At 38.6% G+C, this 25,869-nt stretch carries 22 protein-coding genes; 4 read left to right on the forward strand and 18 right to left on the reverse strand.

The annotated features are described in order from the left end of the window. Nucleotides 1–134: 134 nt before the first annotated feature. Complete coding sequence (locus tag FPZ44_RS09475) at nucleotides 135–350, forward strand: helix-turn-helix domain-containing protein (protein ID WP_144989580.1); 216 nt, start codon at nucleotides 135–137, stop codon at nucleotides 348–350. Nucleotides 351–353: 3 nt separating this feature from the next. Here the strand turns inward: FPZ44_RS09475 and FPZ44_RS09480 are convergent, their stop codons facing one another. Beyond that, on the reverse strand, nucleotides 354–647 hold the full coding sequence (locus FPZ44_RS09480; protein WP_144989582.1) for a hypothetical protein: 294 nt from the start codon (nucleotides 645–647) through the stop codon (nucleotides 354–356). A 136-nt stretch (nucleotides 648–783) separates the two neighbouring features. Here FPZ44_RS09480 and FPZ44_RS09485 point away from each other — a divergent pair, with 136 nt between their 5' ends. Beyond that, nucleotides 784–1,128: a helix-turn-helix domain-containing protein gene (locus FPZ44_RS09485; protein ID WP_144989584.1), complete on the forward strand. Its 345-nt coding sequence runs from the start codon at nucleotides 784–786 to the stop codon at nucleotides 1,126–1,128. A 74-nt stretch (nucleotides 1,129–1,202) separates the two neighbouring features. On the opposite strand, the gene FPZ44_RS09490 is transcribed toward FPZ44_RS09485, so the two are convergent. From FPZ44_RS09490 to pnuC, 15 genes are all read right to left on the reverse strand, one after another. Next, nucleotides 1,203–2,462, reverse strand: a complete 1,260-nt coding sequence (locus tag FPZ44_RS09490; protein WP_144989587.1) for an McrC family protein — start codon at nucleotides 2,460–2,462, stop codon at nucleotides 1,203–1,205. Beyond that, nucleotides 2,455–4,713: an McrB family protein gene (locus FPZ44_RS09495; RefSeq protein ID WP_144989589.1), complete on the reverse strand. Its 2,259-nt coding sequence runs from the start codon at nucleotides 4,711–4,713 to the stop codon at nucleotides 2,455–2,457. Before FPZ44_RS09495 ends, FPZ44_RS09490 begins: the two co-directional genes overlap by 8 nt. A 242-nt stretch (nucleotides 4,714–4,955) precedes the next feature. Further along, nucleotides 4,956–6,983 (reverse strand): hypothetical protein, encoded by a 2,028-nt coding sequence (locus FPZ44_RS09500; protein WP_144989591.1) that lies wholly within the window; start codon nucleotides 6,981–6,983, stop codon nucleotides 4,956–4,958. Continuing rightward, complete coding sequence (locus FPZ44_RS09505; protein WP_144989593.1) at nucleotides 6,967–7,452, reverse strand: hypothetical protein; 486 nt, start codon at nucleotides 7,450–7,452, stop codon at nucleotides 6,967–6,969. Before FPZ44_RS09505 ends, FPZ44_RS09500 begins: the two co-directional genes overlap by 17 nt. A 4-nt stretch (nucleotides 7,453–7,456) precedes the next feature. Then, a complete protein-coding gene (locus FPZ44_RS09510; RefSeq protein ID WP_144989595.1) occupies nucleotides 7,457–8,410 on the reverse strand; it encodes a hypothetical protein in 954 nt (317 codons plus the stop codon). Continuing rightward, nucleotides 8,410–8,622, reverse strand: a complete 213-nt coding sequence (locus FPZ44_RS09515) for a hypothetical protein (RefSeq protein ID WP_144989597.1) — start codon at nucleotides 8,620–8,622, stop codon at nucleotides 8,410–8,412. The genes FPZ44_RS09510 and FPZ44_RS09515 overlap by 1 nt, the downstream gene beginning before the upstream one ends. A gap of 732 nt (nucleotides 8,623–9,354) precedes the next feature. Next, nucleotides 9,355–9,993, reverse strand: coding sequence for a hypothetical protein (locus FPZ44_RS09520; protein WP_144989599.1), 639 nt, complete (start codon nucleotides 9,991–9,993; stop codon nucleotides 9,355–9,357). A gap of 419 nt (nucleotides 9,994–10,412) precedes the next feature. Further along, on the reverse strand, nucleotides 10,413–11,564 hold the full coding sequence (locus FPZ44_RS09525) for a hypothetical protein (RefSeq protein WP_144989601.1): 1,152 nt from the start codon (nucleotides 11,562–11,564) through the stop codon (nucleotides 10,413–10,415). A gap of 179 nt (nucleotides 11,565–11,743) precedes the next feature. After that, on the reverse strand, nucleotides 11,744–13,102 hold the full coding sequence (locus FPZ44_RS09530) for an AbiJ-related protein (protein WP_144989603.1): 1,359 nt from the start codon (nucleotides 13,100–13,102) through the stop codon (nucleotides 11,744–11,746). Nucleotides 13,103–14,178: 1,076 nt separating this feature from the next. Further along, nucleotides 14,179–15,516 (reverse strand): RES family NAD+ phosphorylase, encoded by a 1,338-nt coding sequence (locus tag FPZ44_RS09535; RefSeq protein ID WP_186785979.1) that lies wholly within the window; start codon nucleotides 15,514–15,516, stop codon nucleotides 14,179–14,181. Between the two features lie 227 nt (nucleotides 15,517–15,743). Continuing rightward, on the reverse strand, nucleotides 15,744–16,949 hold the full coding sequence (locus tag FPZ44_RS09540; protein ID WP_144989607.1) for a protein kinase domain-containing protein: 1,206 nt from the start codon (nucleotides 16,947–16,949) through the stop codon (nucleotides 15,744–15,746). Nucleotides 16,950–17,013: 64 nt separating this feature from the next. Then, a complete protein-coding gene (locus FPZ44_RS09545) occupies nucleotides 17,014–17,715 on the reverse strand; it encodes a hypothetical protein (RefSeq protein WP_144989609.1) in 702 nt (233 codons plus the stop codon). Nucleotides 17,716–18,664: 949 nt separating this feature from the next. Next, nucleotides 18,665–19,789, reverse strand: coding sequence for an RICIN domain-containing protein (locus FPZ44_RS09550; protein WP_144989611.1), 1,125 nt, complete (start codon nucleotides 19,787–19,789; stop codon nucleotides 18,665–18,667). Nucleotides 19,790–20,698: 909 nt separating this feature from the next. Next, nucleotides 20,699–21,259 (reverse strand): CGNR zinc finger domain-containing protein, encoded by a 561-nt coding sequence (locus tag FPZ44_RS09555; protein ID WP_144989613.1) that lies wholly within the window; start codon nucleotides 21,257–21,259, stop codon nucleotides 20,699–20,701. A gap of 1 nt (nucleotide 21,260) precedes the next feature. Further along, nucleotides 21,261–21,968, reverse strand: coding sequence for a nicotinamide riboside transporter PnuC (gene pnuC / locus FPZ44_RS09560; protein WP_144989615.1), 708 nt, complete (start codon nucleotides 21,966–21,968; stop codon nucleotides 21,261–21,263). A gap of 266 nt (nucleotides 21,969–22,234) precedes the next feature. Here pnuC and FPZ44_RS26825 point away from each other — a divergent pair, with 266 nt between their 5' ends. Beyond that, nucleotides 22,235–22,417, forward strand: a complete 183-nt coding sequence (locus FPZ44_RS26825; RefSeq protein ID WP_261378271.1) for a TetR/AcrR family transcriptional regulator C-terminal domain-containing protein — start codon at nucleotides 22,235–22,237, stop codon at nucleotides 22,415–22,417. Nucleotides 22,418–22,497: 80 nt separating this feature from the next. On the opposite strand, the gene FPZ44_RS09570 is transcribed toward FPZ44_RS26825, so the two are convergent. Both FPZ44_RS09570 and FPZ44_RS09575 read right to left on the reverse strand, forming a co-directional pair. Continuing rightward, nucleotides 22,498–23,619 carry an acyltransferase family protein gene (locus FPZ44_RS09570; RefSeq protein ID WP_144989617.1) on the reverse strand — a complete coding sequence of 374 codons (1,122 nt, stop codon included), beginning with the start codon at nucleotides 23,617–23,619 and terminating at the stop codon, nucleotides 22,498–22,500. Between the two features lie 404 nt (nucleotides 23,620–24,023). Further along, nucleotides 24,024–24,605, reverse strand: coding sequence for a TetR/AcrR family transcriptional regulator (locus FPZ44_RS09575; protein ID WP_144989619.1), 582 nt, complete (start codon nucleotides 24,603–24,605; stop codon nucleotides 24,024–24,026). Between the two features lie 219 nt (nucleotides 24,606–24,824). On the opposite strand from FPZ44_RS09575, the gene FPZ44_RS09580 reads away from it, so the two are divergent. Further along, nucleotides 24,825–25,847 (forward strand): MBL fold metallo-hydrolase, encoded by a 1,023-nt coding sequence (locus tag FPZ44_RS09580; RefSeq protein ID WP_144989621.1) that lies wholly within the window; start codon nucleotides 24,825–24,827, stop codon nucleotides 25,845–25,847. Nucleotides 25,848–25,869 lie beyond the last annotated feature (22 nt).

Here is a 25,869-nt window from a genome sequence, read left to right on the forward strand (position 1 = left end):
TACTAATGACCTATTTCCAAAAGGTTTAAATGTTAAACCTACTATCAGCCATTTCTTATTAAAAATATGATTATATTAAGTTGACTATTAGGGAATGCTAGAATTATAGAATGGATACATGGGAGGTCTACATTATGACAGAGCAAGAAATATACACATTTATTGGTTCAAACATACGTAGATGGCGGATATCTAAGAAATGGACTCAAGACGAATTAGGCGTAAAACTAGAAATGTCACGTCCATCAATTTCAAATATTGAGGCAGGAAGACACCATATTAGCTTGCACTTGTTGTTTCGACTAGCAGTCATATTAGAAATATCCCCTCAAGAACTGATTTCACAATAGGAGCTAGGACTTTGTAGACTTTTTCTTTAGAATTTTTTGAATATCTTGATGATACTTTTCAATAGTCGTTTGAGTAATATTAGAATCCATACAAATAGCACGTGCTAAAGCATGATGTGTTGAAATGACAATTTCATCAGGTGTTGTTGGATTGTACATGATTGGTACGTACCATTCCCCTACAGTTCTCACCTTGTCGTACCAACTTTCTTTTGTCATCACATTACTTACATAATAATGATTACGATACTTCAAGCCTTTTATAGTCATTCTGGCTATATCCTTGTAAGCAGCCATAATTAGCCCCCTTTTTAATTAAAGTTGACAAAAAAACTATTTTTAATACATATATGTATCATTTATTAATAATGATATTCAAATGTGTATGTATCCATGACTTTATGTTGCTTACACTAGTTTTTGAGGTGTAGTCATGGATAATTCCATCTTAGCAAGTGTAGGTTTTCGAGTCAGAGAAATAAGAAAAGAGCGTAAACTCTCTCAAGAGCAATTAGGAGAAATCGCAGGATTTCATTTTTCATATATAGGTGGAATCGAGCGTGGAGAGAAGAACGTGTCATTGTTAAACCTTCAACGAATCGCTGATGCGCTTAATGTACCTGTGTACGAGCTGCTTAAATATGAAGTAAAAACGAAATCACCACATTCAGAGAAAGAACATCTTTTGGTGGAGATTCAACAACTAGCAGTAAAAATGAATTCTAAAGACCTAAAAAAAATGGTGTTATTTATAACTGAAATAATGGACAACAAATAGGCCCCCTCATGTAATAGGCCTATTTGTTGTCCATTGTCTGCTACATCGTTCTTTCAACTTATCTTCCCTTAAACCTATTTCTCCTCCCATCCAGATTCAGCTATGATCCCTCGTAAGTCCTCTTGGGTCTCTAACCAATGTGTAATTCGTACCATCCGTACACAAATTCTCTTACTTGAGTTGGCTGCCAAGGTCCAATTCCGGCCGGAAGCCGCTCCATCCATTGCAGGGTACAGTAATACGGCTCTTCTAGCATATGGGTATCCCGTCACGTAGGCGTACATTTGATAGATATCACCTTGCTGATACTTGTTAATATCCTTCCATTTCGTATCCATTATTAAAGTCCAGACATATTCCCCATTCACCTGCCGCTCTCCCAAGACAATATCGGGGATCAGCTGAATATTATCCAGACCAGAGTCCTCATTTCTGAGCAGTTTAACCTCTTTATGCTGAAGCCGAATTACCGCTTCTCTTCCTAATGTCATCTGCTGCAGGACACGGCCGACATACATCTCATAGAGCGAATGCACTTCGAACAAGAAGGAGAAACATTCCTCTTTCGCTCCCCTGTGTAGTACCGACATGTGGGATAGCATCAATTTCGCTAACCGGAAGGCTGGTTCAAATCTGGAGGTCTGTCGGTCAAAGTGCACCTGATTGAGCAACTCTTTCACATTTCCCGGGACGTCTAACTCTTCAAAACACCCGAATAGGTGCAGCAACTTTTTCCGGATTGAAGGATCCAACACCTTCCGTTTCAGGATTACCAAGGTTTTATAAAAAACAAAATTTAAAGGGATGGCGTGAGTCCTTTCATTGAAACTGCAATAAGCCCGTGACTTATCGGCTGCATTATATTGGAGGTGCTTCGTTACCATAAGCCTTCCCTTCAGTCGTTGGGAGTTTTCCTCCAGCTCGGCATAACCGGTCGCTAATCCCCGCTTTAACTGCTTCTCCAGCTCCATACAGAAGGCGGCAGCGGTCCAGCTTAACAAATCCTCCGCTACCACTTGTACAGCCGCCGCGGCCGATCCCATTTTGTATGGGATATAGCCGCATACGCCAAGCATATTAAGAAGAGCCGACCTGCCTTCATCTTCCCCAATCTGTAGTTTAGGTACAATGTCTATTTGAACACGGGATAAACGGATCGAACCTACGATGTTAATAAACTTCACCCGATTGTAGCCCAATTCCAACCATTCAAGCTTCGGATATATACTGGTCATATACACAAGAAGCTCTTTTAGGTCTTCTTCCATAAAAGAGCTACTGGGTCTGGCCTCTAGCCAATCATAAGCCTCCCGCACTACTACAACCTTACTCATATATTGTACGAAGCTCCTCCACCAAGATCGACTTCTTCATTAGGTACTCCACTTCTTGGAAATGGCCTGTGGATGCAGCAGATTTGAACAGGGAGCTTATGGACCTTGTTTTTTGATAGACGATATAATGGTCCTGTTCGCTTTTGCCGATTCCTCCAAGAACCAAGCCAATCTTCTCCCAATCCTCATAGAAATATTCCTGCAGAAGCGGGATTACCTTGTTTTGGAACACCTCTACTAGCTCTTCTACGCTCTGAATCCCTATGAAAAAGGCATGTCCAATTGTATGTTCTCTGTCATATAGAACCTCTATTCGCTGATTCAATGTATGCAGCAAAACATCCAGCTGCAACTCGTCTAACGTATTAACTAGAAGCGCGGGGGTTGGCATCATTTCTAAGAAAGCAAAGCGGCGTCGAAGGGCGGTGTCTAAAAGTGCGATGGATCGGTCAGCCGTATTCATTGTTCCTACAATATACAAGTTAGGTGGTAAAACAAATCGATCCCGGGAATATGGCAGTGTAACCATGATTTCATTGTCTTCATTCAGTCTTTTGTCAGATTCCAGCAAGGTAATAAGTTCACCGAATATTTTTGAGACATTACCGCGGTTAAATTCGTCAATGACAACCACTACTCTTTCTGCGTGCCGAAAATCGTAAGTCATACTGCTCTGCAGCGCTTCCATGACCCGATCCTTCTTTTTTTCATAGGTCCATTCCGGATTTTTAAAATCATCAACCATTGGAAGTCCAAGAAACAACGCCTCAATGGTCGCGCGTTTAAATACACCATCAGTTGGTTCAAATCCGCCACGCCCATCAGATTTCAACCCTTCGATAAAATCCTCATAAGCATATGAAGGATGGAAAGTCGTAAAAATTAGCTGGCCCTTATTTATATATTGACGGAAAGCATCCTTCATCATCTTCCTGTTATTCAGTTCATACAATTCTTCATACCGTTCGGGGTCAAGGATTTGTAGGGATTTGTCTACTAAATGATAAGTTTTTCCTGTTCCTGGTGGACCATAAAGGATTTGATTTCGTTCTCCAAAAGGTCTAATTAAGGATAGAGTTTCTTTGTCATAATCACTATCCGGGCGGCAATCACCGTCTTGCCTCTGTTCTTCTAGGTACTTACCGAAAATTTTGGATATAACTTCTTCTTTTTTAACAGCTACAACGGTATCGCGCATATACCCGAGGCCCTCGTATTCCATGACATCTGTATCCAGCCATTCAACAGGGAGAGTATGCCCCAGTTGAAGGTCATATTCATAGCCCGTAGCAGGATCCTCTGAAATGATCCCTATAGCACAAATTCTAAGAATTGAAGCACCCTTCTTTGCGTAAGCCGCTTTCAGTGCGACATAATCGCCCTGGCGCATGCGGAGGAAGGACTGTAGGGCTTTCTTTTCTTTGTTCTCCAATGCTTTGCTCTCGATTTGCTTATCTAAATCACGTGTATCCAGCCCCAGGCTGTCGGATAAATCAAAGTCCAGGTAATTCGTTCCGATGACTCCTTTCTCAAGGAACGTGTGCAACTGTGTATTATCGCCCCCATAGGTGTATCCATTCAACCAATAAGAACGTTTCTCTTCCACACCATATTGATTCCACAAAAAAGTCCCGATGGCCACTGTATCCCAATTCAAGAAGGGATCTTGTTCGCGAAGCACCTTTAGGATTCCCGCGTTAATAAGGATAACGGACGTATCCCGTAAATTCATCTTACTGTCTAAGACCAAATCCTCTGCCAATGGAACAAGTACAGCCCTCGAATAAATATTAAAGAAGCAATTCGGTACATACATATTCAAAATCTTAAGCAGCACCATATCCCATAGCAGTCCTCCCGTTGGGATCTCCTGTAACTTTCCTTCCTTAGCTGTTCTTATGGCCGTCAGGATTTGGTCTTTCAATTTTTGAAACTCCACTTGCAAGGTGTCGCCTTCAAGTAGTGTTTTTTTGTTACGGTAACCCTTGTAATACTTGCCGTCCTTTGCATGATAAATACCGAACTTCGAGGAATTTCCCCCGCCAATTCCTGCAAGAATATTTTTGCGTTCCAGCCAATAGATGAATGTGTCCTTGGAATGAATACTCGCGTATTGTTCTACGGTCATATCGGCTAAACTCTCAATAGGAAACCGATTAACAAATTCCTCCCGTCCTTGTATACGAGCCACAGTGTTTTCCTTAGTGGGCTTAGAACTATGACTACTCTCTATTAACTTCAACAAAGACATATCCGCTCTTCTCCTTTATCGACTTTTATCTAATGATCCTACTGTAATTCGGGTGATCAGCTACAATCCGCATAAGGTTTTGACCAATGTCAACGATAGCCCTTCTTGATACTTGTCGTTGAGTTGACAAAAGTGTTATTTGCTACTGGTCATGCCGGAATGCAGCTAGTCAGGTACATCCGATTCTTACAACAGAGCTATATCATGCAATGCGGCCAACTCGTACAGGGACAACAATTAATTTATAGACTTTTGTCGATTTTTTGGAATGCTTTATTTGGTACCATAATCAAATTGTACTTTCCTTCTGGAAGTTCATTAACTACTTTTCGAGTATCGCTATCCTTAACTGTGATCCCTATAATTACTTGACTGTTACTTAAATTATTTATGATACTATTGAAGAACTCTTTCATGTCACTTACGATGATACTGTGTTGTGCTGGTTCATCAAAAATTAATGTACCTGGATGATTTCCTGAATCCATCAATGATGTCTGCAATAGAGATAAAGTAAAAGCCCAAATCGCTCGAATGTTGTCACTTGCCGATGAATCAAATTTCATATCAAACCCTTCTATTGCCGGCAAATAATTTTCTTTTGAAATCTCTACCTGATTTAAATTCTTAACACTTCTATATCCGAACTTTTTTAAGTTATCTACTAAGCATTCTTGTAAATGCTTTAATTTAACTTTATCTTTTTCAGAGTATTTATTCTCGGGTAATGCGGCTTTCTTCTCTAGATGATCCTTCCATCTATCTGATAATTTTTCAAAGGTAACTTTATTGTTTAAATAGAAATCAATTAATCTTTTTAGATTATTTATCTCGGATTCGATACTTAAACGTTTGTAGACAATCGCCTCTGAGAAACTATCATTAGTCTGGTATAGATCACTCCTTAATGATTTAGCCAAACTCCGCAGTTTATATAAACTCTCTTCCATATGATTAATGCTGTTTTGAATTTTATCTAAATTACTTTCATGACTTAACTTTGCAAACTTAAGCATGTCCCTCTGAGCATTTAGATGCCTTATGTTATCGTCTATATTCATAATGGGCATGTCATTCGGAAGCGGAAGTAATGTATCTGCGATTTCTTGATGGCAAGTTGGGCATAAATCTCTCGATGTATAGAGGTCTATCTCTGATCCAAGATCCCGGAGACGAGCAGCATCCTTATTGTTACTAATGTCTGTCTCAATTATCTCGAGATTATTTTCTAATCGTCTGATACTAATGTGTTCTTTATCTAAAAGATCACTAAGTTTAACTATATCCCACTCATATTCACGTATTGTCTTCTCAGTCTCGCTAAGTTCAATTTGAAGCTCGTCAAAGTTATCAATAATTTTAGGTTTTAAAGCATTTAAATCCTCGTAATCTTTGGTTAAGTCATTGATGTATTCACCAATGTGATCGTTATTCTTTTGAATTATTATTTTTGAATAATCTACATCAGTTAATATTTTTGGGGAAGGTGGTAGCCCAGTGATTGTGCAGGACTCCCTTTCAACTAAAAGGATTATTTCTCTTACTACTGTGGTCCAACTTTTTTTAATATTATCTTCTTCAGCTCGTAGTTGATCTTTTTTTCTATCATTATCTAGCGTATCCAAGTCTAAAATGAATTCTATTACGCGTTTCTTCGACTCTTTTATTCCAAGTATCGGCATCCCAGAAAGAATATTCGCCCAACCATGCTTTTGTTCAATAAACATCCCTGAGAATATTAGCTGGAGGTACAATTTTCTAATGGCTTCATCTGAAGCAGGTACCATAGGTAATTCAATATGTAAGAATGTTTCCAAAAAATTATGGAACCCCTTTTTATTGGTAGCAGCGTTAGGCATATGAACATACATATCATCCAACAGTGTATCCTGGCGGTGAATATTCTCCATGTCTGAGTAGTAGACACTAATCAATCTGTTATCCCTATTTTCTATTTTAGCTGCTCTGAAAATAGTAATAACTTCTATACCATTAAAGATCTCCAAATATGCCCCCGACTCAAGTACTGGCCAGACATTCTCGCCTTCTTCTATAACTGATTTAAAAGCTGCAGTTAGTACTTTTTCGCCACGCCCACCAATAATCTCCTCAAATCCTAAGCAATAATAAATCATTGCAATGATCGAACTTTTACCACGAGTATTATCATCGCTAGCAATAAGATTTAGTCCAGAAAAGAACCTTTCGTCAAAACCAAAAATCTTTTCTTTTGCCTTTATTTCAATTCTTAATCTATTTATCTTCAACATTGGTGTACCTCCAGAATGTTGTGAGCTCTTTTATTCTTTCTTCTGTTAGTTTATTGGACAGCAAAAATAAATATTTCTTTTCAGAAATCAAAAGGCTTGAATCCTTCATAATTACCTTAGTGAATTCCTTTCCCTTCTTTGTAAGGCGAAACAAACCATTCTTCTGTTGATTGAACAACCCCTCAGCAATTGCGTATTTTATTGCACGGTTTACCGCAGGATCAAATCTTACTACTGAATAGTTATTTGAGCTATTATTTACAAAGTCCCACAGCTTTCCCCTATCACTCGTCGTACTCAAAGCAGTTGATACCATTTGCAATTTCATTAATGAACATCCACCGCGTGCGTTTAATTCCAAAATAAGACTAAGCTTAGCTAGCTTATAGCTAATACGGTAATTAAATGGAACAGCATCAGGCTTAGCATCAAAAATAATCTCTTCAGAGAGTACATAATTTTCGTCCACATTCTCACCTACCTTTGAATTGCATGGAGCAGTCAGCTAACCAGCCGCTTATTAGGTCCAACTTTAATTCCATGATTGAAGCTGCATTGAGATATTTAAATTGCTGCTCAAGCGTTTTCTGAAAATCATTAAGAATGTCGTTGAACACCTTTGAATTCATTGAACTGTCTAAATTCAGTCTAGTTGTCATTTTTACTTGTTTTTTATAAGACTGCTCTAGCATATGTATATCTTCAAAAACTTCCGGATATCCCTCACGAAGAACTCTAAGAATCTCTAGTCCTTTAATGTACGCTTCAATATACATACTCACTAGGTCATTAAAATCTTCATCCGATTCATCAACTTCTCCCATTACAGCCTTAACTTTTCTTTTAATGTTTGCAGCCTTTTCCGAATCACATTTGGACCAATCAGGTTTGTTCACATGATATATCGCAAAATTCAACTTAACATCTGTGATTGTAGTTCTAATAATCCGAGTAATTTCAACCTTGAAATCTTCAGCTGTCTTAATTAAGATAGCAAAACTGTCATCAATATAATCATAATCTTTTGGGTTGTTTTTCTTCATAGCAAGTACTTCTTTTCTTTTTGTCTCCGCATGTGCCACTATCCTTGAATCTTTATATTTCGGAATAACAAAGTGCCACTCCTTAATATTCAGTACTCCTAGATCTTTTAAGCGCTTTGCATATTGCAAAGCGACTAATTTATTAATATCCTTTGTCATTTTGTCTCTTAGATGATTATATAATTCATCATCTGAATACTCCCGTTCTGGACAATAGCATTGATAAACCCTTCCAGTTCGAGTAAACCCTTCAATCCCGCCATCTCCACCATGAACTGCTGGGATATCAGTAAAATGTTCCTCATGATACTTCATTCTGAAACATGATTTGCACAGTTCTTCCCATGCGTCACCAGTTAAGTAGCTATCAATAAAATCTAACATTAAGGCACCTCGCCCAATATTGAAATAGAAATCGAACTGCTAGAATCAGGTTGGTATTGTAAGGCGGATAGGTCCACCATAAAAATCGAGGAAGACGTGTTATATTTAACTTTCGCCAAATGAAATAGCTCATAAGTTTTTAGAATTACAACTTCCTCATTACCGAAAAATATTCGATCGTTACCCCGAGGGGATACAGCATTAATATTCATAATTAATCCTCCTCTGAAATACATTTTGGGTAAACGAAATTCGTTGAGATCAATTTCCCATATGGGGAATTTTTACTCAGACTTATTACCTATTTTAATTGCATATGCTAATAAACGAAACCTAAAAATGACAAAAAGTTTGTGTACTTTTTGACTTGAGGGATTTTAATATGGTGTGCTAGAGCTAAAAACAAAGAAGCCCATGAATGGATTCGTGTAAAATGGAAGTCATTACAACATACCATTTCTACACGAGAACCCAACATGAGCTTATCCAGAACTTAATTTAATTGAAACGAGGACGACTAGAGACCTTGCACCGGTTCGGCTGCTCAAAGAGAGCCATTGTACGTAGACTCGAACGTCACTAATCGACTATGCATCGAAAATAAAGCTATTGAATGAGTCATTAAAAGAAGCAGCAGCGGACCAATTTTGTACCACTTACCGTCTTGGTTAAAACTCGCTTCAACGTATAATTCTCAGCCTTAAGGAAAGCAACGTCTTCAATTAATCTCCGCACAATTTCTTATACGGATTAACATCTCCAAATATTTTTGTAATTTCGATATCTCTTGTGCAATCACGACGCTTTTTCACCAAAATTCAGCTCCTCCCGACAAACTTCATAATTTTACACATGTATGAAATTTGGGCTTCCTATACGGCTAAGGAACAAATGTATTTTTTCATATAATGGGGGAATAAAAAAACACTAACATGAAGTTAGTGTTAATCATTGCGCTTATCCATAGTAATTCGGTCAGATACGAGGCTATAGATGAATTTCTGGCTATGTGCTGCGTTTAAAATATTATAATAGCTAACTCTTAAATTAATTACAATCGCGTTCTGCGCTATATTTGCTTTCTCCGCTTCTTCGATTGCATATAATAAAATTTCCTTCCAATTACGCTCGAAACTCAGCATGCTTTTATCATAAATAGATAAATTAAATTCTTTTGTTTCACCAGCCTTTAGACTAACTATAGTATCAGTTGTAAAGAAGTAATCATTTAACATAAAGGCACCTAAATCCACATATAATGCAGTTCCATTACCAACATTCGTGGCTCTAAATATAAAATGCTTTTCCTCATCTTTAGAAACTTCTAGTGCTATCAATGGTCGAATACTTAACTCATGATCCTGCCTCTGTAGTTCTAATGTTTTTGCTTGAAGCATGAATGTGTATATAACACCTGATAAAGCAAGCCCTGAAAATAGCGTATTTATTATTGCGAAAGAATCTCCAAAGGTTCCCGTCTTATCCCATTCATCAAACCCCAAATACAAGAACAAGATAAAAATAATATAAATACCAATAATTCCAAATAAAATAAGTGCGGCTATCTTCATTGAATTTTTCATGTCTCTCCCCCTTAAAAGAAAGAAATTCGACAAAAAAATTGTGTAACCCTTCTATCCGTACAATTCAAGAGGATAAAAAACACTAACCATAGGTTAGTGTTAATATAATCATGATTCAACTAATTTTTATGACTCCAACAGTTTGAATTTCTCCTACAACGAATAAAGCTACTGTTAACACATTTTCTTAAATACTCTATCAGATGCCATGCTTCATTGAAGTAAACGACTATTTAATTCGACTAGTGCCCAGAGGTATCGTGGCCACTTTCCTAATGAGATTTTCGTATCTTGTAAAACAAAGTTCAGTAAAGTCAATGATTTACTTACATTGTTACTGTTTCTCTCAGCCAACTTTGTTGTATAAATCTTCGAATGGATTGGGAGATAATACTGTTCCATGCTCCAAGCTCTATTTTCTAATTAAGATGACCAATTACCGTTTCGTACATAGAAATTATCTTATCAATCATAATGTCATAAATTACTTCATTTTCCCTACATTGTTCATCCAATCCGATACGCTTACATACAGAACTTAACTTTTCTTCTCGACTTTCAACGGAGGTTAAATGAGCATAAACGATTCGCAAATCATTTAGAACAAACAGTGGAAGCAAGAGTTTGTCTACAGTATCTTCCGATAGTTGTAGAAATTGAATTAACCAACAACGAAAAAGCTTCATTCCTCTTAGCTCCGCTAAATCCTTTTTCCCTAGATTCGAGTTTTCTATGATAAAGGTTTTGATTCCCTTCACATTTAGTGATTCAACAAGGACCTTATTGATATCTTCAAAAGTATCTCCAACCTCTTTGTCAGTAAAGTATATAGGCTTACTAATCCTTCTAGTGATAATTTCAGCTTCTTCATCCAGCATAAACAAATTAAAGCCATATACCTGAATAATTAATTGAGATAATACTTTCCTCAATGAATTTACCTGGTTGAGCTTTGAAGGTTCTGCCCAAACACCTTCAAATTGACCCTCATAAAATTCAGAACCAACATCGTGATCAGAAGAGATGTTTTTGGATCTCAAGTAATACTGCTCTTCTTCAGGCAATTTTATAATGTCCGTTAACCACATTATTACTTTACCGTTTCTATTTATTCCGAAAGGAATAACAAACTCCTCAGTTGATATCTGGCCGTATGTTTCAGCACCTAGATGTACAGTGTATTGTGGATTATGCATGTAATTAATCAATACGTCAAGTGAGAAGAATACCGGCGTAAAATCACCAAGGCTTCCAATGCTCAAGGCAGGAATAAAAAGGAAGTCAGATCTTGAAAATTTGTAATCCACGCACCCTTTTGGATATTCCAACTTCTCAAAGAGCTCTTTACTATGACCCTTAAGCTGAAAGACTCTCCGACCTGAGTCTTTATTTTCTGAGATAAACTTTTGAATCTGGTTATAGGTATAATCAGGAAGATCAATGTTTCCACATGAAGGACAAATAAGGAGTGGACACAAGTCGAACGCAATGGCTATCTCATCTTGCTCATATACATATCGCTCAAAATTTAAGACCTTCCAATCTCCACACTTACAACGTAACTTTACCATGCAACACCATCCCAAAATTAAATAAAAAATAAGTACTTTTAGTTCTCTTAGCTTATGGAACCTTAGTTTTCATGTCTAGTAAAATCAATAACTAAGTTTGTAAGACAATAGCAATAGTAACACTTAATACCGCTAAACTAACTGTGGGATTTATAAATATCTGGAAAATGTATTGATTGTTATGAAGGCTTAATCCCATGCTTTTTGAACAACCCTTCGAAGAACTCTTTAACGATCTTTGCCCCCGCTTCCTCATCCATCAATTCATACCCACCGAATCGATAGACCTCATACCCACAAAGTTTTAACTCCCTGTCTGCTTGCATCATTTCAGCATATTTTTTAGGGCTAGATACATCATCGTCAGAGTAATGTTGCTTTCCGTCTACTTCAAGGACGATACGTTGCTTATTTGAAAACAATAAGAGAAAGTCCATACGCTGCCTTGATAAATAAGGCTTTCCTGCTCGCTGCCTTAACGTGTAGGGATCATAATGCAAATAGACTTGAGGTATTAATGCAGGGAAGTTCTTATCAAACAATTTCTTGAAACATTTAAAGTAATTCATAAATAGTAGCTTCTCCGGTGGAGATGCTAATGTTTGGAGTAAGCGCACATATAGTTGTTTTTCCATCTCTATATTTGGCTCCGCTGCCCCATTCATTTTCGCCCACCACATTACAAGGTCAGCCCAATAAAGACCTGTATTCGAAATATTATGGTCGTAAACTAAGCAGTTTTCTTCATGCTTTACAATCCTAATATCATTATTGATCAAGTCACTTATAACAATTTCCGGCTTCTGACCAACCGCGGCGAATATTAGATTTTTCACATTACCTTGTACTCCATCTAGCATTTTGTCTATATGATAGACTGGAAAACCGGAAATGTTATCCGTCAGGACAAACTTATATCCGTCATATACTAGATGCTTATTTATGAACTCAATATACTCGTCCTGCTCCTTCTGTTGTCGCACCAATGGATGTACGACCTGCTCTAAGAATTTAATAAATACCTCATCGGGTGCAATCATTAGTTCCAAGTACTTCTCGTATAAATAAACTTCATCCCAGTCAGAGTTGTTGATCATATGTTGCCATATATCACCTGAAGCGGTCTTAAAGCGGGAATCAGTTGAAGGCATACTGTCCAAATCCCATACCCTGTTCAAGAAGTCAACCAAGTTGTATTTACCTGTGATATTATTTCTGGCAAGCAACTCGTCCATTATATTGCGTCTTGTTATCTCAGTAATTGTGTAAAGTTCCGTTGGATTAAGAAGAAGGACAAACTTTGACAATGAGTTTGCTTTAGAGCCGTAATCGTCTATTATCCTCTTGGCTAAGTCCAAGAGGAACAGTTGATCTTTGCCTTTAAGCCTTCTTTGAACGTAAACCCGTCTACTCTGAAAAGCCTCGGACTCATTTCCGTTTTCCAGACCATACCTAGTACAAACAGTTGGTATGTCGTATGCCTTTTCTTCTAGTAGTACCTGAATTATTGCATCAATAAGTTCGTTAATACTCGTCATACGAACCCCCTTATGTATCAAAGCCTCGATAAATACCCCATAAGAGCATTTCCCATTCAATTTCAAGAGCCTGACCAATGTCGTACTCTAATAAAAGAAACCATGATGGTGCTCATCACAAAATCTCTTAACATTAGAGTGACACAGTTCTTTGATCCTGGCCACGCTACAAATGCGTCGTTGATTCCCTTGAACTCCTTGCAACCCTCGCTAAATATTGCGTACTTTTTGGATTTCTGTTTAGAGGATTTACACCAATCAAGATACTGTAACAAGGGATCTTCACTGAATAGGCAGCCTGTTTATAGATATCCTGTAGCGCACCATTCTTCACTCCTGAATCTCCATAGAACGTCTTTTCATAGCGACTCTCGCTGAAATAAAATAATCGCTATTGACCCTGAGGGCTTTAGCGAGGTGAATATTAAACTTATCTCGAATATTCAATTCAGTTCTGGAGTTGCTGTAGAGATATCAAGTAATCGCTGTTTCTCAACGCCAAAAGCATTTTCTAACCTGTTAATCCAAATTAAGCGAAAGAGAAGTTTTTCCGTTAAGAATTCTTGACAAGGTTGTTCTACTATTACAAAGTAGCTCTGTAGCGGCTTTTACAGACATGCATGATGGAATAACTTTCTCTCGAACATAAAATCAAGGATGCTATGGTGCTTTTTATTTTTCCAAAATGAACCTCCTCAAAGAGTATATACGATATATTAAGAGTGTATCGCGTATCTCTACGTATTTCCATTGACATTCATCAAAATTATAAAACAATTCATACAACTATTTGATCCAGCAAAAGAGTATCGGATTAGAGCTTCTAAGAACAGCTGCAACATACCTTGACGAGTTAACATTATTACTGGTCTTGCTTCACTTCTGTTCATAGTACTCATACATTTTCACTCCGATTATGAGGATAATTTGCAAAGAAAAAGCCACAATCATTTGGATTGTAGCTTTTCGTAAAATAAATATAAACAAACAACATAAACTTTCTACTATCTCCCACAACGTAATGATTTTGTTACATGTTAGATGTAAAGAAGACTCTATTTAACAGCTATCTATAATTAGAATGGAAGCTCCGCATCTTCACCCGGGCCCGCACTTTCTTCTTTATCTTCGGTTTGAGATTCAATAACACTCAGTTTCCTTATGATTTCTTGTTTGTATGTATTAATTTCATTGGTAATTCCGACAGCTTGGTCATTCTCTTGGGTAAAGAGTGCATAGTTGGTATATTGGTCTTTATTTCGCACACCAGTATAACTTACTCCGTCATACTCAAGAAAACTGCAACACGCCCCGATGAAGTTGGGTAGTAAGTATCGATGTTTTAACAACCGTGAATCAGCTCGACTATCTTCAAAAAAACCTTCAAACCCATAATTGAAAACTCCAATATCGAAAAGTAGCAGTTCCTTCTTTATTTCAAAATTTGCTATATCGATTACTTCATCGTCTAGCGCATGGATTTCATACGCCACAGCCTCTAAGTCACTTGTAAGATATAATACCGGTACTCCAATAGGATTGTAGCGTCCATGGCTGGCATGTCCTTCAGGCGGTGACCACATTTTTGAACCAGTATATTGTTCTTCTGAATCTTCCTTTCGACTCCGACCACGGAATAATAGTATTCCAGTATCGACTGTGGGTTTAAGATTTATCCCCTTCCCTTCTTGTTTATGGCGTTGAATAGATTGAAATAGCATCTCACCAACACGGTGCTTTGTGCCCATAGTAGGATGTTTAATTAGAAATTCACCAAATTCAGTTAAATTATTGCGGTCGATGTTATATCCATATTTACTGGTGAAGTTGCAGTATTCAAGTAAGGCATCTTCATCATAGAAATCATCACCCCAAAAAAAGCTCACATCACGTATAGTGTAAATTTCTGAGTTTTCATTAAGCCAAGTACCTGGATTATCATATGGATCAGCATCTCTTCCATTCCCACAACGTGGACAATTAACAAAACCTGCAAATAGCGCAATAAAATTATCAGGGACATCTCGATCACCTAAATAGCTACTTAATGATTCACCAGATGCATCGATTGGTGTTTCCTCTGAATCTAAATCTTGATTAAACTTATAGGCCAGATACCCTCGTTCTTGTCCCTCACAATATTCACAACCACCAATCTCTTTTGAAATCTTATCAACCACATTTTCCAAAACAGCATCATCGACAGATACAATGTAATATTCATCTTCACTATTAATTTTCTGTCTGCATACTTCGCAGTTTGGCCACTCTTCTAATGGTGCACAGAGTACTTCATATCCAGCATCCTCTGACAAATTGTGTCCGTGTTTATCGAAAACCTTGGACAAATCCTCCCAACAATAAGTGCACATGGTTGTTTCAGTAATGCAGGCTAGTTGTAGCGGTTCTGTCAAACCTATCATCCTTTCTCAGACGGGTTAATCATTTAATCCGTTCATGACATCAATCCTTTAAAAGTTTGACGCTTACGAATAACGGGCGTATCAATCAACTTTGTTTCTCTTTAGCTTGATTGATTTTTATAATTACTTGTGGAGGTTTTTAGAAGTTGCTTGCCGATTACTTTTCTCCAGCAATTACATTGTTTACTGGTACTTTTCAATGTTGTAGGAAGAGTTGTCTATCCGTGCCGTGCAATGAAGTTATCAACTCCCTGCATATCTGAGATCTCAAGGTAGCTAACAAGCTCCATATATAGAGCTAAATAGTCGTCTTTTCTTTGCATCCGCTGCATATAACCGTCTATAGCTTTGATAGCACCAAACTGGTCAGAATCATACGACCACGCATATGCAGCAAGAAACAACTTTCTGCGAAGATCTATTCCCGTTGCTTTGTCAAACAATTCAATCAACCGTTCCGTCACAGCAGTAGATTTCTTGAAATCCCAATAAGGTTGTTGCCTGAAGGATTCGAACAAATCCATGTAGATATCAAAGAACAATCCAAGAGATTGATCGTCTTGATGGGGGATGGTGTCAATTACACTTTTTGCTCCACGATGTAATACTTCAAAAACCCTGGGAGACTTCCGTTGGCTAAAGCTAGCGACCAGCTCAGTCATTCCGATCTGCCCATCATTGTATTTTGTTATGGAATCTTCTATTGACAATTTGGATGAAATCATACTTAGACGCTTTCGATTGAAGGTCTCCGTGTTAGGTATGGCAACTGGAGATTGCTGCTCAGTTAAAAGGACAAGCGCGTGATACCGCATGCCTTCGTAATTGGTGATCACTCCGACCGGCGGATGTATTTTCTTTTCCAAAAAGTAGATCACACGGCCAAGTGCGAAGATATCATAATGAAATGTAGGATCCCCACTACCTTCCTTATGCGAATCACTCATATATCGTATGGAGCCCATCAACTCCTGACTATAGGCGCTTGTATTGATGAAGTTATTTTCCAGCGGTTTGCATACGCCAAGATCTGAAATCTTCGGCACACCGTTAACCATAAGCACGTTCGCCGGCTTTAGATCCCGGTGAATGATCCGATCCTCATGCTCATGCAGGCACGCAAGGCCCGATGTGATTCCATCGATAATTCGGTCAACTTCTTCATCAGAAAGTTCATTTTTTAGAACGTAGGCCTCCAAATCGCAGTCAGCCTTCTCCATGATGTATGAAGCTCCCTCTATTTCAAATACCCGAATAATATTCGGATGTTTGATGCTCTTTAGGATCTCGTATTCTCTCTGGAACCGAGCCAAGTTCTTCTCAGAGAACTGCTCCTCCTTTAGTTCCTTCTTCACGCAGTAGATTCCATTATATTGAATTGGTGTAACATTTGAATACGTACCACTTTTTGTCCAATTTATCATGATGTATTCTCCTATCTATGTATGATTTCGATTAGTTTAAAACCAATACTTCATGTCTCCTGAATCACAACAATTCAAGTTCGTTAATAGTAGTCTGAAAATTATCGGCTTTTTTAAGCCCGCTTTCGACTTCACTAACTCTCTCAAGAAGTTTCAAGAAATCATCTTTCTTATACTCACCGACGAACCAAACTCCATTTTCCACCTCAATTTGAAGATCTTCAGGGTCATAAACTGCTTCGAAACCCGGATGCCTCAAAAGCACAACGTTTTGTTTTTTCTTGTAAGTTTCCACCACTGCAGTAAGTAACTCTTCTAGCGCTTGTTTATAAGGATGGGACACAGGATCATAGTCTTCTTCCCTTGACTCGACGCGAACCATAGTCTGACAATCAAAGAAACGTAGCTTGTCTATAATTAAGCAACCTTCAATTTTACGAAAAATGGGATACAACTCATAATCTCGAATCCGTTCCTCCTTTATTTGTTTTGAACGCATGGCCTCAACATTTGATCGACTGAACAACCCTATTTTGATCTCATTCAAGTATCCTTGATTTTTCAAACCTTGCAATCTCTGCCTACTCACCATCAACCGTTCCATAACGTCTCCAGAAGTCATTGTGTGCTGCTCCACAATGAGTCTCAACAATTCTTCTGAATCCTGAACTTCAAATTCCCTCTCTGGATCTTTGGAAATAAACATAACAAGCTTCTCCAGGTCGATACGTTTAGCAACAGGTTTGAGTTCACCTGTACGTCTCATACTATCACTCCTATTTACAACGTAAATATCATTTACCAAATCATAGCATGTGATAGGTACGTTGTAAATAGAGAAATAAGTATAGGGGATCAGGAGCGAATTGATTAGTGACATCCGTGTGAGGCTGTTTCCTAACTAAGAAAAAAGGCAGCGGACGTTAACATGCGACGTGCCATTGCATAGCGGTTGTCTGAAACTTCACCGATTTTTGTTCATCAAGAATAGGGAACTATAAAATCTTTGGGAGCGTTTAGAAGGAATCGCATGTTCAGCTTTATGATTTCAAAGCGGGAGACATCGGGATTATAATGATTTACTACGCACGTTGCACTTCGCTCTTCTCGGAAATAAAGCCTCCACTCCGTTCCGGAGTATGTCCGCAAGTACAGCTTTGTCTGTTTATTCATGGCATCGACAGGAGGCGCTAGTTGGTTGGATAATGAATTTATTTGTAGGATTCCGCGGTTAGTCTCACAGCTAATGCCTATCGTCAAATTTATTGGTCATACTGAGAGCTCCCAACGAAGTGTTAGAGAATCGAATACTGAAGCATTGTAACAGCAGAAGAGGCAGTGGGAGGTCGAAAGCTTGTGGTCGCGGCTCCTCTTTATTTTCATCCTCAAACGAGTACTACTCTTATTGGGCATGATTTTACAAACATTTTCGGTAATGTCCTTATTTTCTTGTCAAAAACGGAAATGTCATCAACTTCTTGTCAAATGAAAATGACAAGAAGTTGATGACATAAAACAAAAAAACCGCATTTTATGCGGTGTGTAATGTCCCTATGTTCTTGTCATCCGACATCTTCTCTCTTTGTCGGATATATAACATTATTGAGTATGCTATTGCCTCTTTTAAAAATATTAAAAATTAGTTGAATTCACTTGAAATAAAAACCGCTTCCCTCAATGGAGAAACGGTTTTTGCAATAAACTTCTCTAAATGATTATTGCGGAGGATTTTTTCTTGCGATTGTTATCTTGTTGTTTTTTACAATCCAAGGTTCTTGAACAAGTGTGCCATCTGTTCTCTTTAATGTATATTTTGTTACCAGTTGATATCCTGTATACCCTGTTGTTATCCCAGATGGATTTGTTACACTACTTGAAATGGTTTCTTCCGTTGCTTTGCTAGTAGTTGAACTAACTGTTGTTTGTAATGATTTCGTGATTTCGGTTTTCAGTGATGCTGTTATTGCTTTAAATGCAAATCCAAAATCCGCCCCGACAGTTATTGAAAGTGTATCTGTCAGTGTTCGTTGATCTTCAGAACTCACACCTGATGTAAATGAATAATTGTAAGTAAGTCCAGCCGGAACAACCGCTGAGAACGTTTTCTCCCAGTATTCCTCCTTCACCAGAACATAATAAGGTGAAGTGTTTATTTTTGTATAATCACTCGCTTGGTTATCTTGTACTACGATAAAAGGTAATAAAGTCGCCCCAACTACAGCAGAACTTGAAGTATCAGGTAATTGTTCATCAACATTTCCCGTTGTATAAACTGGAGCACTCGGTCTAGTTCCTATTGCCGGCAAAGTTGGTAACGTAATGCTGGTATTGGCTGCTGAAAGTCGAAATACCCGATAGGGATCAGAAGAATTTGCATCATCCAGATCTAGAAACTCCGCCCCATTATATACTGCATAAGATGCGAATTTTCCATTTTCTTGGTTTACAATTTCATAATAACCATTTCCTTGGTTTCGTAAATACCACTGTTGTCTAGTGGCGCCAGTCCAAGTTTGTTGTACCAGCTGCTCTGTGTTCCAGTTTGCAAATGAAGTAGCTTTTCCACTACTTTTATTTACAATGGCATACAATCCTCCATCAAGTGGGAAAAATACGTATTTTTGATTGTCGCCATTATGTGCATAGTGTAGATTAACACCCGCGTTATTAGATTGGCTTGAATTAGGATTATCCCACTGTGTGTTGAGATTAGCCTTCAACTTAACATTGTAATATTGATTCTTCTCTGGAACTGCAGCTTCACTTACAGGGGCCCAAAAAGAAAGACTCATTGCACCTACCATTAACAATGACAATGCCTTTTTAGATAAAAAGTTCATAGTATCCCTCCTAATTTGGTCAATCATACCCTTACAAAGCCTTAACAAATATAAGGAGTAACTTTTGTTATCCAAATTTTGTGCCAAACATGGTGTATGTAAAGTAAGATTTATGAATGGATGCCGCAGTGAAAAATGTAATAAGAATACACTCGTCTAAAAAAGAGAGATGTTGTAATCAATACGTCATTTTTAGACAGGTGGATGCTGCTTATAACTTCAGCCGAACGAGAGTTGGCATGACAGAAAAAGCCTTCAGGGGAGCGAGAACTTGAAGAAGGAATCCCTTTGTATAGATTCAGTTTTATCGAAAGATATTTAAATTCTCTTATGCTGAAGTGAATCATTTTCAGTTGCTTCATAGCTGTTTTTTTGAGGTGATTCAAAAAGTTTAATGGATACTAGTGTGGGGTTTAAGTAGGAAAGAAGAGTGTAAATGGTTGTAAAATTCGGGTGGTTTACTTTTGGTACTACTTTTTATCGTTCTTGAGGTTGTAACAGCGATAAACCGGCTGCTAGTCTTTACTACTGTATAAGGTCGCCAATGTTTCATATTGTAGATGACGACACAATATCGCCCTCCTTTTGATTAATATGTGACTCCTTTAAGTATGAATTATTCGACCTTAACTTTACCATGTGTTTCCACTAATGTAAACCACCATTTTCATTCTTGGTCAGAGGAAGACTACTTTCATTTGGCTCGTTTTTACGGCGTGGAAAGCGACTACCGTCGGTTCTATAACAGCAGCCTCTTCCAAGGATACGTTACGTTATCTGGAAGCTTGTGAACTATGTACGGATCGACGATAGCGTAATCCGCAAATCCACCTTTCGAACATTCCTGTGCAATCTCTTTTTAATAACGCACAACTTAATTTTATTGTTTGTATTCATTGTCTAACTACATTATTCATTTTCTTTCTCTTTTTTTCGGGAACGGAAACGGCGAACCTTCATAATATTTCCACACACTTTGTCATCGCACCATCTGCGTGATTTATTTTTACTTTGGTCATAAAATGCCCAGCCGCAATTCTGATTGTCACATATCTTAATCCGTGTAGTACCGTAATTACATAACATGTCTGCAAAAGATTTGGCGACATGCCAAATAACCAAAGACCACCCTTGGCCAATATAGCTGTACCCAAGGATAAATTCGTTGTTTTTATAATCCATCCGGACATGCGTGGACATGTCTTCCAGTATTTTGTTTACCTCAATGAGCTGATTTATCTCCAGTGCATCACCGTTACTCAGTTGGGATACGATAGCGTACATTTGCTTGCGCAGTGCCTTTAGCTTTTTTAGAGAACCAGTATCTATTGGTGAAGAAGCTTCTAGCTCCCATTTCTCTAAAAGTTCAGTTAACCATTTTCCATCTTCCAACATATCTCTTGGATTCTCAGCATTCTGCCAGTCTACCCTGTCACTATTCATAATGTCTATACAAAGAAACTCCATCATCTCACCCTTCTGATTTTTGCAAATCGTTGTTTGCTGATTTTCTATGCCAATTGATAATTCCGTAGATATTTATTAAAAGGAAGCCCATCGAAGCGCAAACCATCATAAATGCTCCTTCTCCATCGCTAAGCAGAACTAGAGTCCATATGATTAAATCTAAAATGTTATTTACTAGCCACAACCAAAACGCTTCTTGGTATCGCATGATCATTAAAATAACGCCAAATAAATTGATACAGTTTGTACTTGCATCCAAGTAAGATAACTGCTGATTCGGAATTAAACTCAACAGATAGCCAAGAATAAAACTACATACAATACTTAAAACAATTATAAAAAGTGATGTTTTCAAAGTAAATCTTCTTGCGTTAACCGTGTTATCAGCGCTCAATTGCTTCTTCCATGAAAAAAAACCTATTATTTGAAGCGGCGCAAATAGTAATGTATAAAAAAATAAAATTCCATGCAAATGATTGTTGTACGCTACATAGGCCATCAAAAGGTAGTTGATTAAGCCTAGAATGTAGTGAATTCGTTTTCCTTCACTTGCATAAAATGCACCTAACAAACCTGTAGCAAGTATCGTGCCCCCAATCCATAAATCATTAGATAAAAAACCAAAAATGATGGAAAACGCAATACATGAAGTTGTGATTGCGATCTCCTTTTTGTTTTTTATTATGGGTACAATTTTATTTAGAAACATCATGTAGCCCCCTATACAATTTCCCACAGAGAAAATTAATAAGTTATTAAAGAGGATTTACCTGATTATAAAGGTAGCATAGTTCATGTAACCATCAATGTCAATATTGATGGTTACATGAACTATGCTATTATCGTTAAACGGCAAGCATGACAAGTGTATTGACACTTGCTCAATTTTTTTGTAACAAGCCCCATAGAACAGTTCGGCAAAACCTACTGTTATGTAATTATTCTAACAAGGAATATTATTTAATCGGTAATGTCCCTATGTTCTTGTCAAAAGTTGATGTAACAAAAGGAATAAATCAAGAATTAAATGAAGAGTTTATTCTTCAATTCTTTGCAGTTGCTGTTGTAGGTGTCGTGGAATGGTGGTTTAGAAATGGATTATCCGTCCCTCCTCGCGTTATGGCTAGACAAACGGGAATACTGTTAGATCGGAATTTCTAAATCCATTCTCATTTGAACTGCGCGATAGAATAAAATGAAACAGAGCCCCTCCATTTGAGGGGTTCTGACTGTTAAAATGGTTATAGTATCTTCTTAACGTAAGGGATTTTTCGAATCAGCATAGCGAGCAAATAACTCGTGATCGTCCCTAACCCACCTAATATCAGAAACTCAATAAACGGAGGCATTTGCGCGCTGTGCAACCAAATGCTATAAGCTATCAATACGAGTGAATGGATGATATAGACCGTATACGAGGTAGCATCCACAATACGTTGAAATCCGTTCGTTTGATTGCGATATTTGCGGTACACTGCCAACAATAGTAGCGAGATGCCAAATCCGACAAAGGGCTCCCACATGGCATAAATGAAGGCATTTGTGTTTAGTCCCCCTCCAGTACTCAATGTTGGATTGAGGATGAGAGTGGCGATCGGAAGTATCGGCAGGAAAACGAGTGCGATGATGCCCATGATTTTCACGGTTCGACGTGGGATACTCGTTAACCACTGATTGCGGTACGCGATAATCCCTGCAATAAAGAATACAATATATGCAGGAAAATAACCAAAATTCAAACCAAATATCAACGTACCAATCGGGAATATTTGCCGAATTCCGAAAGTTACAAGCCCGATGAGCGTGGCAGTAAGCAAAAGCACTTTCACCGATGGAAAAGGGATACTCTTCTTCGGTGCACTATCTTTCCTTACCATACTTACAAGCGTATAAACTGCATTAAACACTAGCAGTGCGAGCAAAAACCAGAGTGGACCAGGTTCTGCGATTTCAAAGCTGAGGATTTGCGTCCGATAAAACTCCCAAAATGACACTACTCTGCTAGCGTTTGCGCTGTAGTGGAGCGTAGTGGTATATAAAATTACTGGACTAATGAGGAAGATATAAACGATCAACGGAATCCCCAAGCGCATTAGCCGATCTTTGAGAAAAAGCTTTGGTCCTTTGCGATCAAAAGATGAGGGCATGAAATATCCTGCGATAAAGAAGAAAAATCCCATAAAGAACGCTTGGTTGATAAAAACAAACAACAGCATCAGCACAAAACTCGCATCAGGTTTTTGTAGCGTATCAAAAAAATACCACGAACCCGGTACAGCATATGTCGTCGCTGCATGATGGAACACAACCAAAATCGTGAGAAATGTCCGCAGATGATCCATATAAAATAGACGATCGTTCATGGTGTTCCCCCTTTCATTGAATTGTATCTTAATTTATCTTTATATTACTTGGAGAATGGCGTGCCCCAAAACAACCTTGAGTCTGATTCATAAGTCAGTCTACAGTCCGAGTTTTTCTACACTATCATAGGTGACTCCCATTATCTCATTGAAAAGCAGCCGAATGTAGTCAGTTGCTTCATTTCAGCGTTTCCCGTTAGCTTAATGAATTAGCTTGCGAAAAACCGATTAGATACATGCCTAATCGGTAATCGGACCAGGTTCTTGTCCTTGGCTCGGACAAGAACCTGTACCTAAATAAAACAAAAAAACCGCATTTTACGCGGTTAGTATTCTTCTCTCAATTATTCTAGAGTTAGAGCTGCGCAAGCAGTCTTCGGCATATTTAAATAAATCAATAAAGCTTATGACTGAGACAAAATTCCTTTAACAAACAATGAGACACTGTGCTTGTAGAACTCTTCCTCGGTGACGAGTTGGGATTGATATTGCCGGTGAATCAGCTCGCTCATCTGAAATCCGTAGCACATCGAGAGAAAAGACATGGCGGTAAGACGCTCATCCTGTTTGGCTATAACTTTTTTCTTCTGTAAGCGTTCAAAATATTCAACCAGCAAGGAGTGGAGCTTCACCGGCGGCTCAGCCAGCACTCTGTCTAATTCGGGAAGCATTCCTTTGTCGCGGATGCCAATTAAAATGATGTCCGCATTTTTATGGAAAAACAAACGGTATTGCTGACTTACATTCAGCAGGTCGACTTCCGGATTATCGGTCGCGTCCTCTTTTAACAGCTTTTCAAATTGCGGGATATCCGAATGTCTTTCAATGATGGCCTCCAATATGCCTTGCTTGCTTCCAAATTGCCGGAAAACCGTAGATTCATTGACTTTAGCTTCCGTTGCAATGGCTTTGGTGCTTACTCCCCGATAGCCATTCTTTTTGATGAGCCGTGTCGCAGCTTCAATGATTCTGTCTGAAGTTTGCATTGTATTTCTCCTTTTGCATTATGTTAAGCCTATTCTACTACAAGTTTTGCATATGCAGCAGCGCCTCCATCCATGTAGTGTGATGTTGTTCTGTTACTATTATATGGCACAGAACAAATGCATGCAAGTACACGCTTGCAAGTCTGTTTTCCACTCACTATAATAAAGACATAGTCAGTATGCCTTGCCCCAAAAACATATACGCAAAGGAGAATTTTCATGAAGTATGGACGTATTATCCAAAAACCTCGCGTTAAGTTTATTGAAGTCGCAGATGACGTCTTTGCTGGCATTTCACCGTATCACGGTATCAGTTGGGCCAATGCCGGGTTCATCAACAAGGGTGAAGGGCTGGTGTATGACACGTTCTTCGACTTGTTCCATGCGCGGGAAATGCGGGAGACTTTTATGGAAGTAAGTAACGGCGGCTCTCCCGCATATGTGGTGAACTCGCACTATAACAGCGACCATGCCTGGGGAAACAAAGTGTTTGAAGATGCTTGCATTATTATGCACAAGGAAGCCTCCAGAGAGCGTCTCACCGAAAATATCGCCTGGATGGACAGCGTCATCAGAAGAGGAAAGGATTCTCCGGAATCGACTCCGGGCGAGCGTTTTTTTGCAGCGGAATTTGAAGGATTCGACCTGGAAGGCGTAGAATGGGTGCTCCCGAATATTGAGATAAAGGACGATATCAACATCCGTCTTGGCGATACGGAAGTTATGATTTACAACGTAGCTCCAGCCCACTCTGACAGTGACTTACTGTTGTGGATGCCAAAAGAAAAAGTGCTGTTCGCTGGCGATGTCGTGTTTAACGGTTGTACCGCATACAGCGAAGAGGGAACCCTCAATTGGGTTAAAGTGCTTGATCGCATTATTGATGAAATTAAACCCGAAATCGTTGTTCCAGGACATGGCGCCATCTGCGGCCTGGACTTCGTGAAGGAGCAGAGAGACTACCTCCTGAACCTGATCAGCGAGTTCAACAAGCATTACAATGACGAAATTGATTCCTTGTCCCTGACCAAGCAAATTGATATTTCCCACTTCCTTCATTGGATTCAGCCAGAACGCTTGTATGTTACAGTGGATATCCTATTGAAAAGCAAACGAGGGTTACCACCCCTTCCAATTTGGAACGAGGTACCTGCTAAGCTGGAAGACATGAAAGCTTTTTTGGCTGGGAAATATGGCGATCAGATCAAACCATGGGACCCTTTGAGTGTTTGGCAAGAATAGCAATTTGAAGCTAGCCTACGAA

The sequence above is a fragment of the Paenibacillus agilis genome, from assembly GCF_007786455.1.
Lineage (GTDB): Bacteria > Bacillota > Bacilli > Paenibacillales > Paenibacillaceae > Paenibacillus_B > Paenibacillus_B agilis.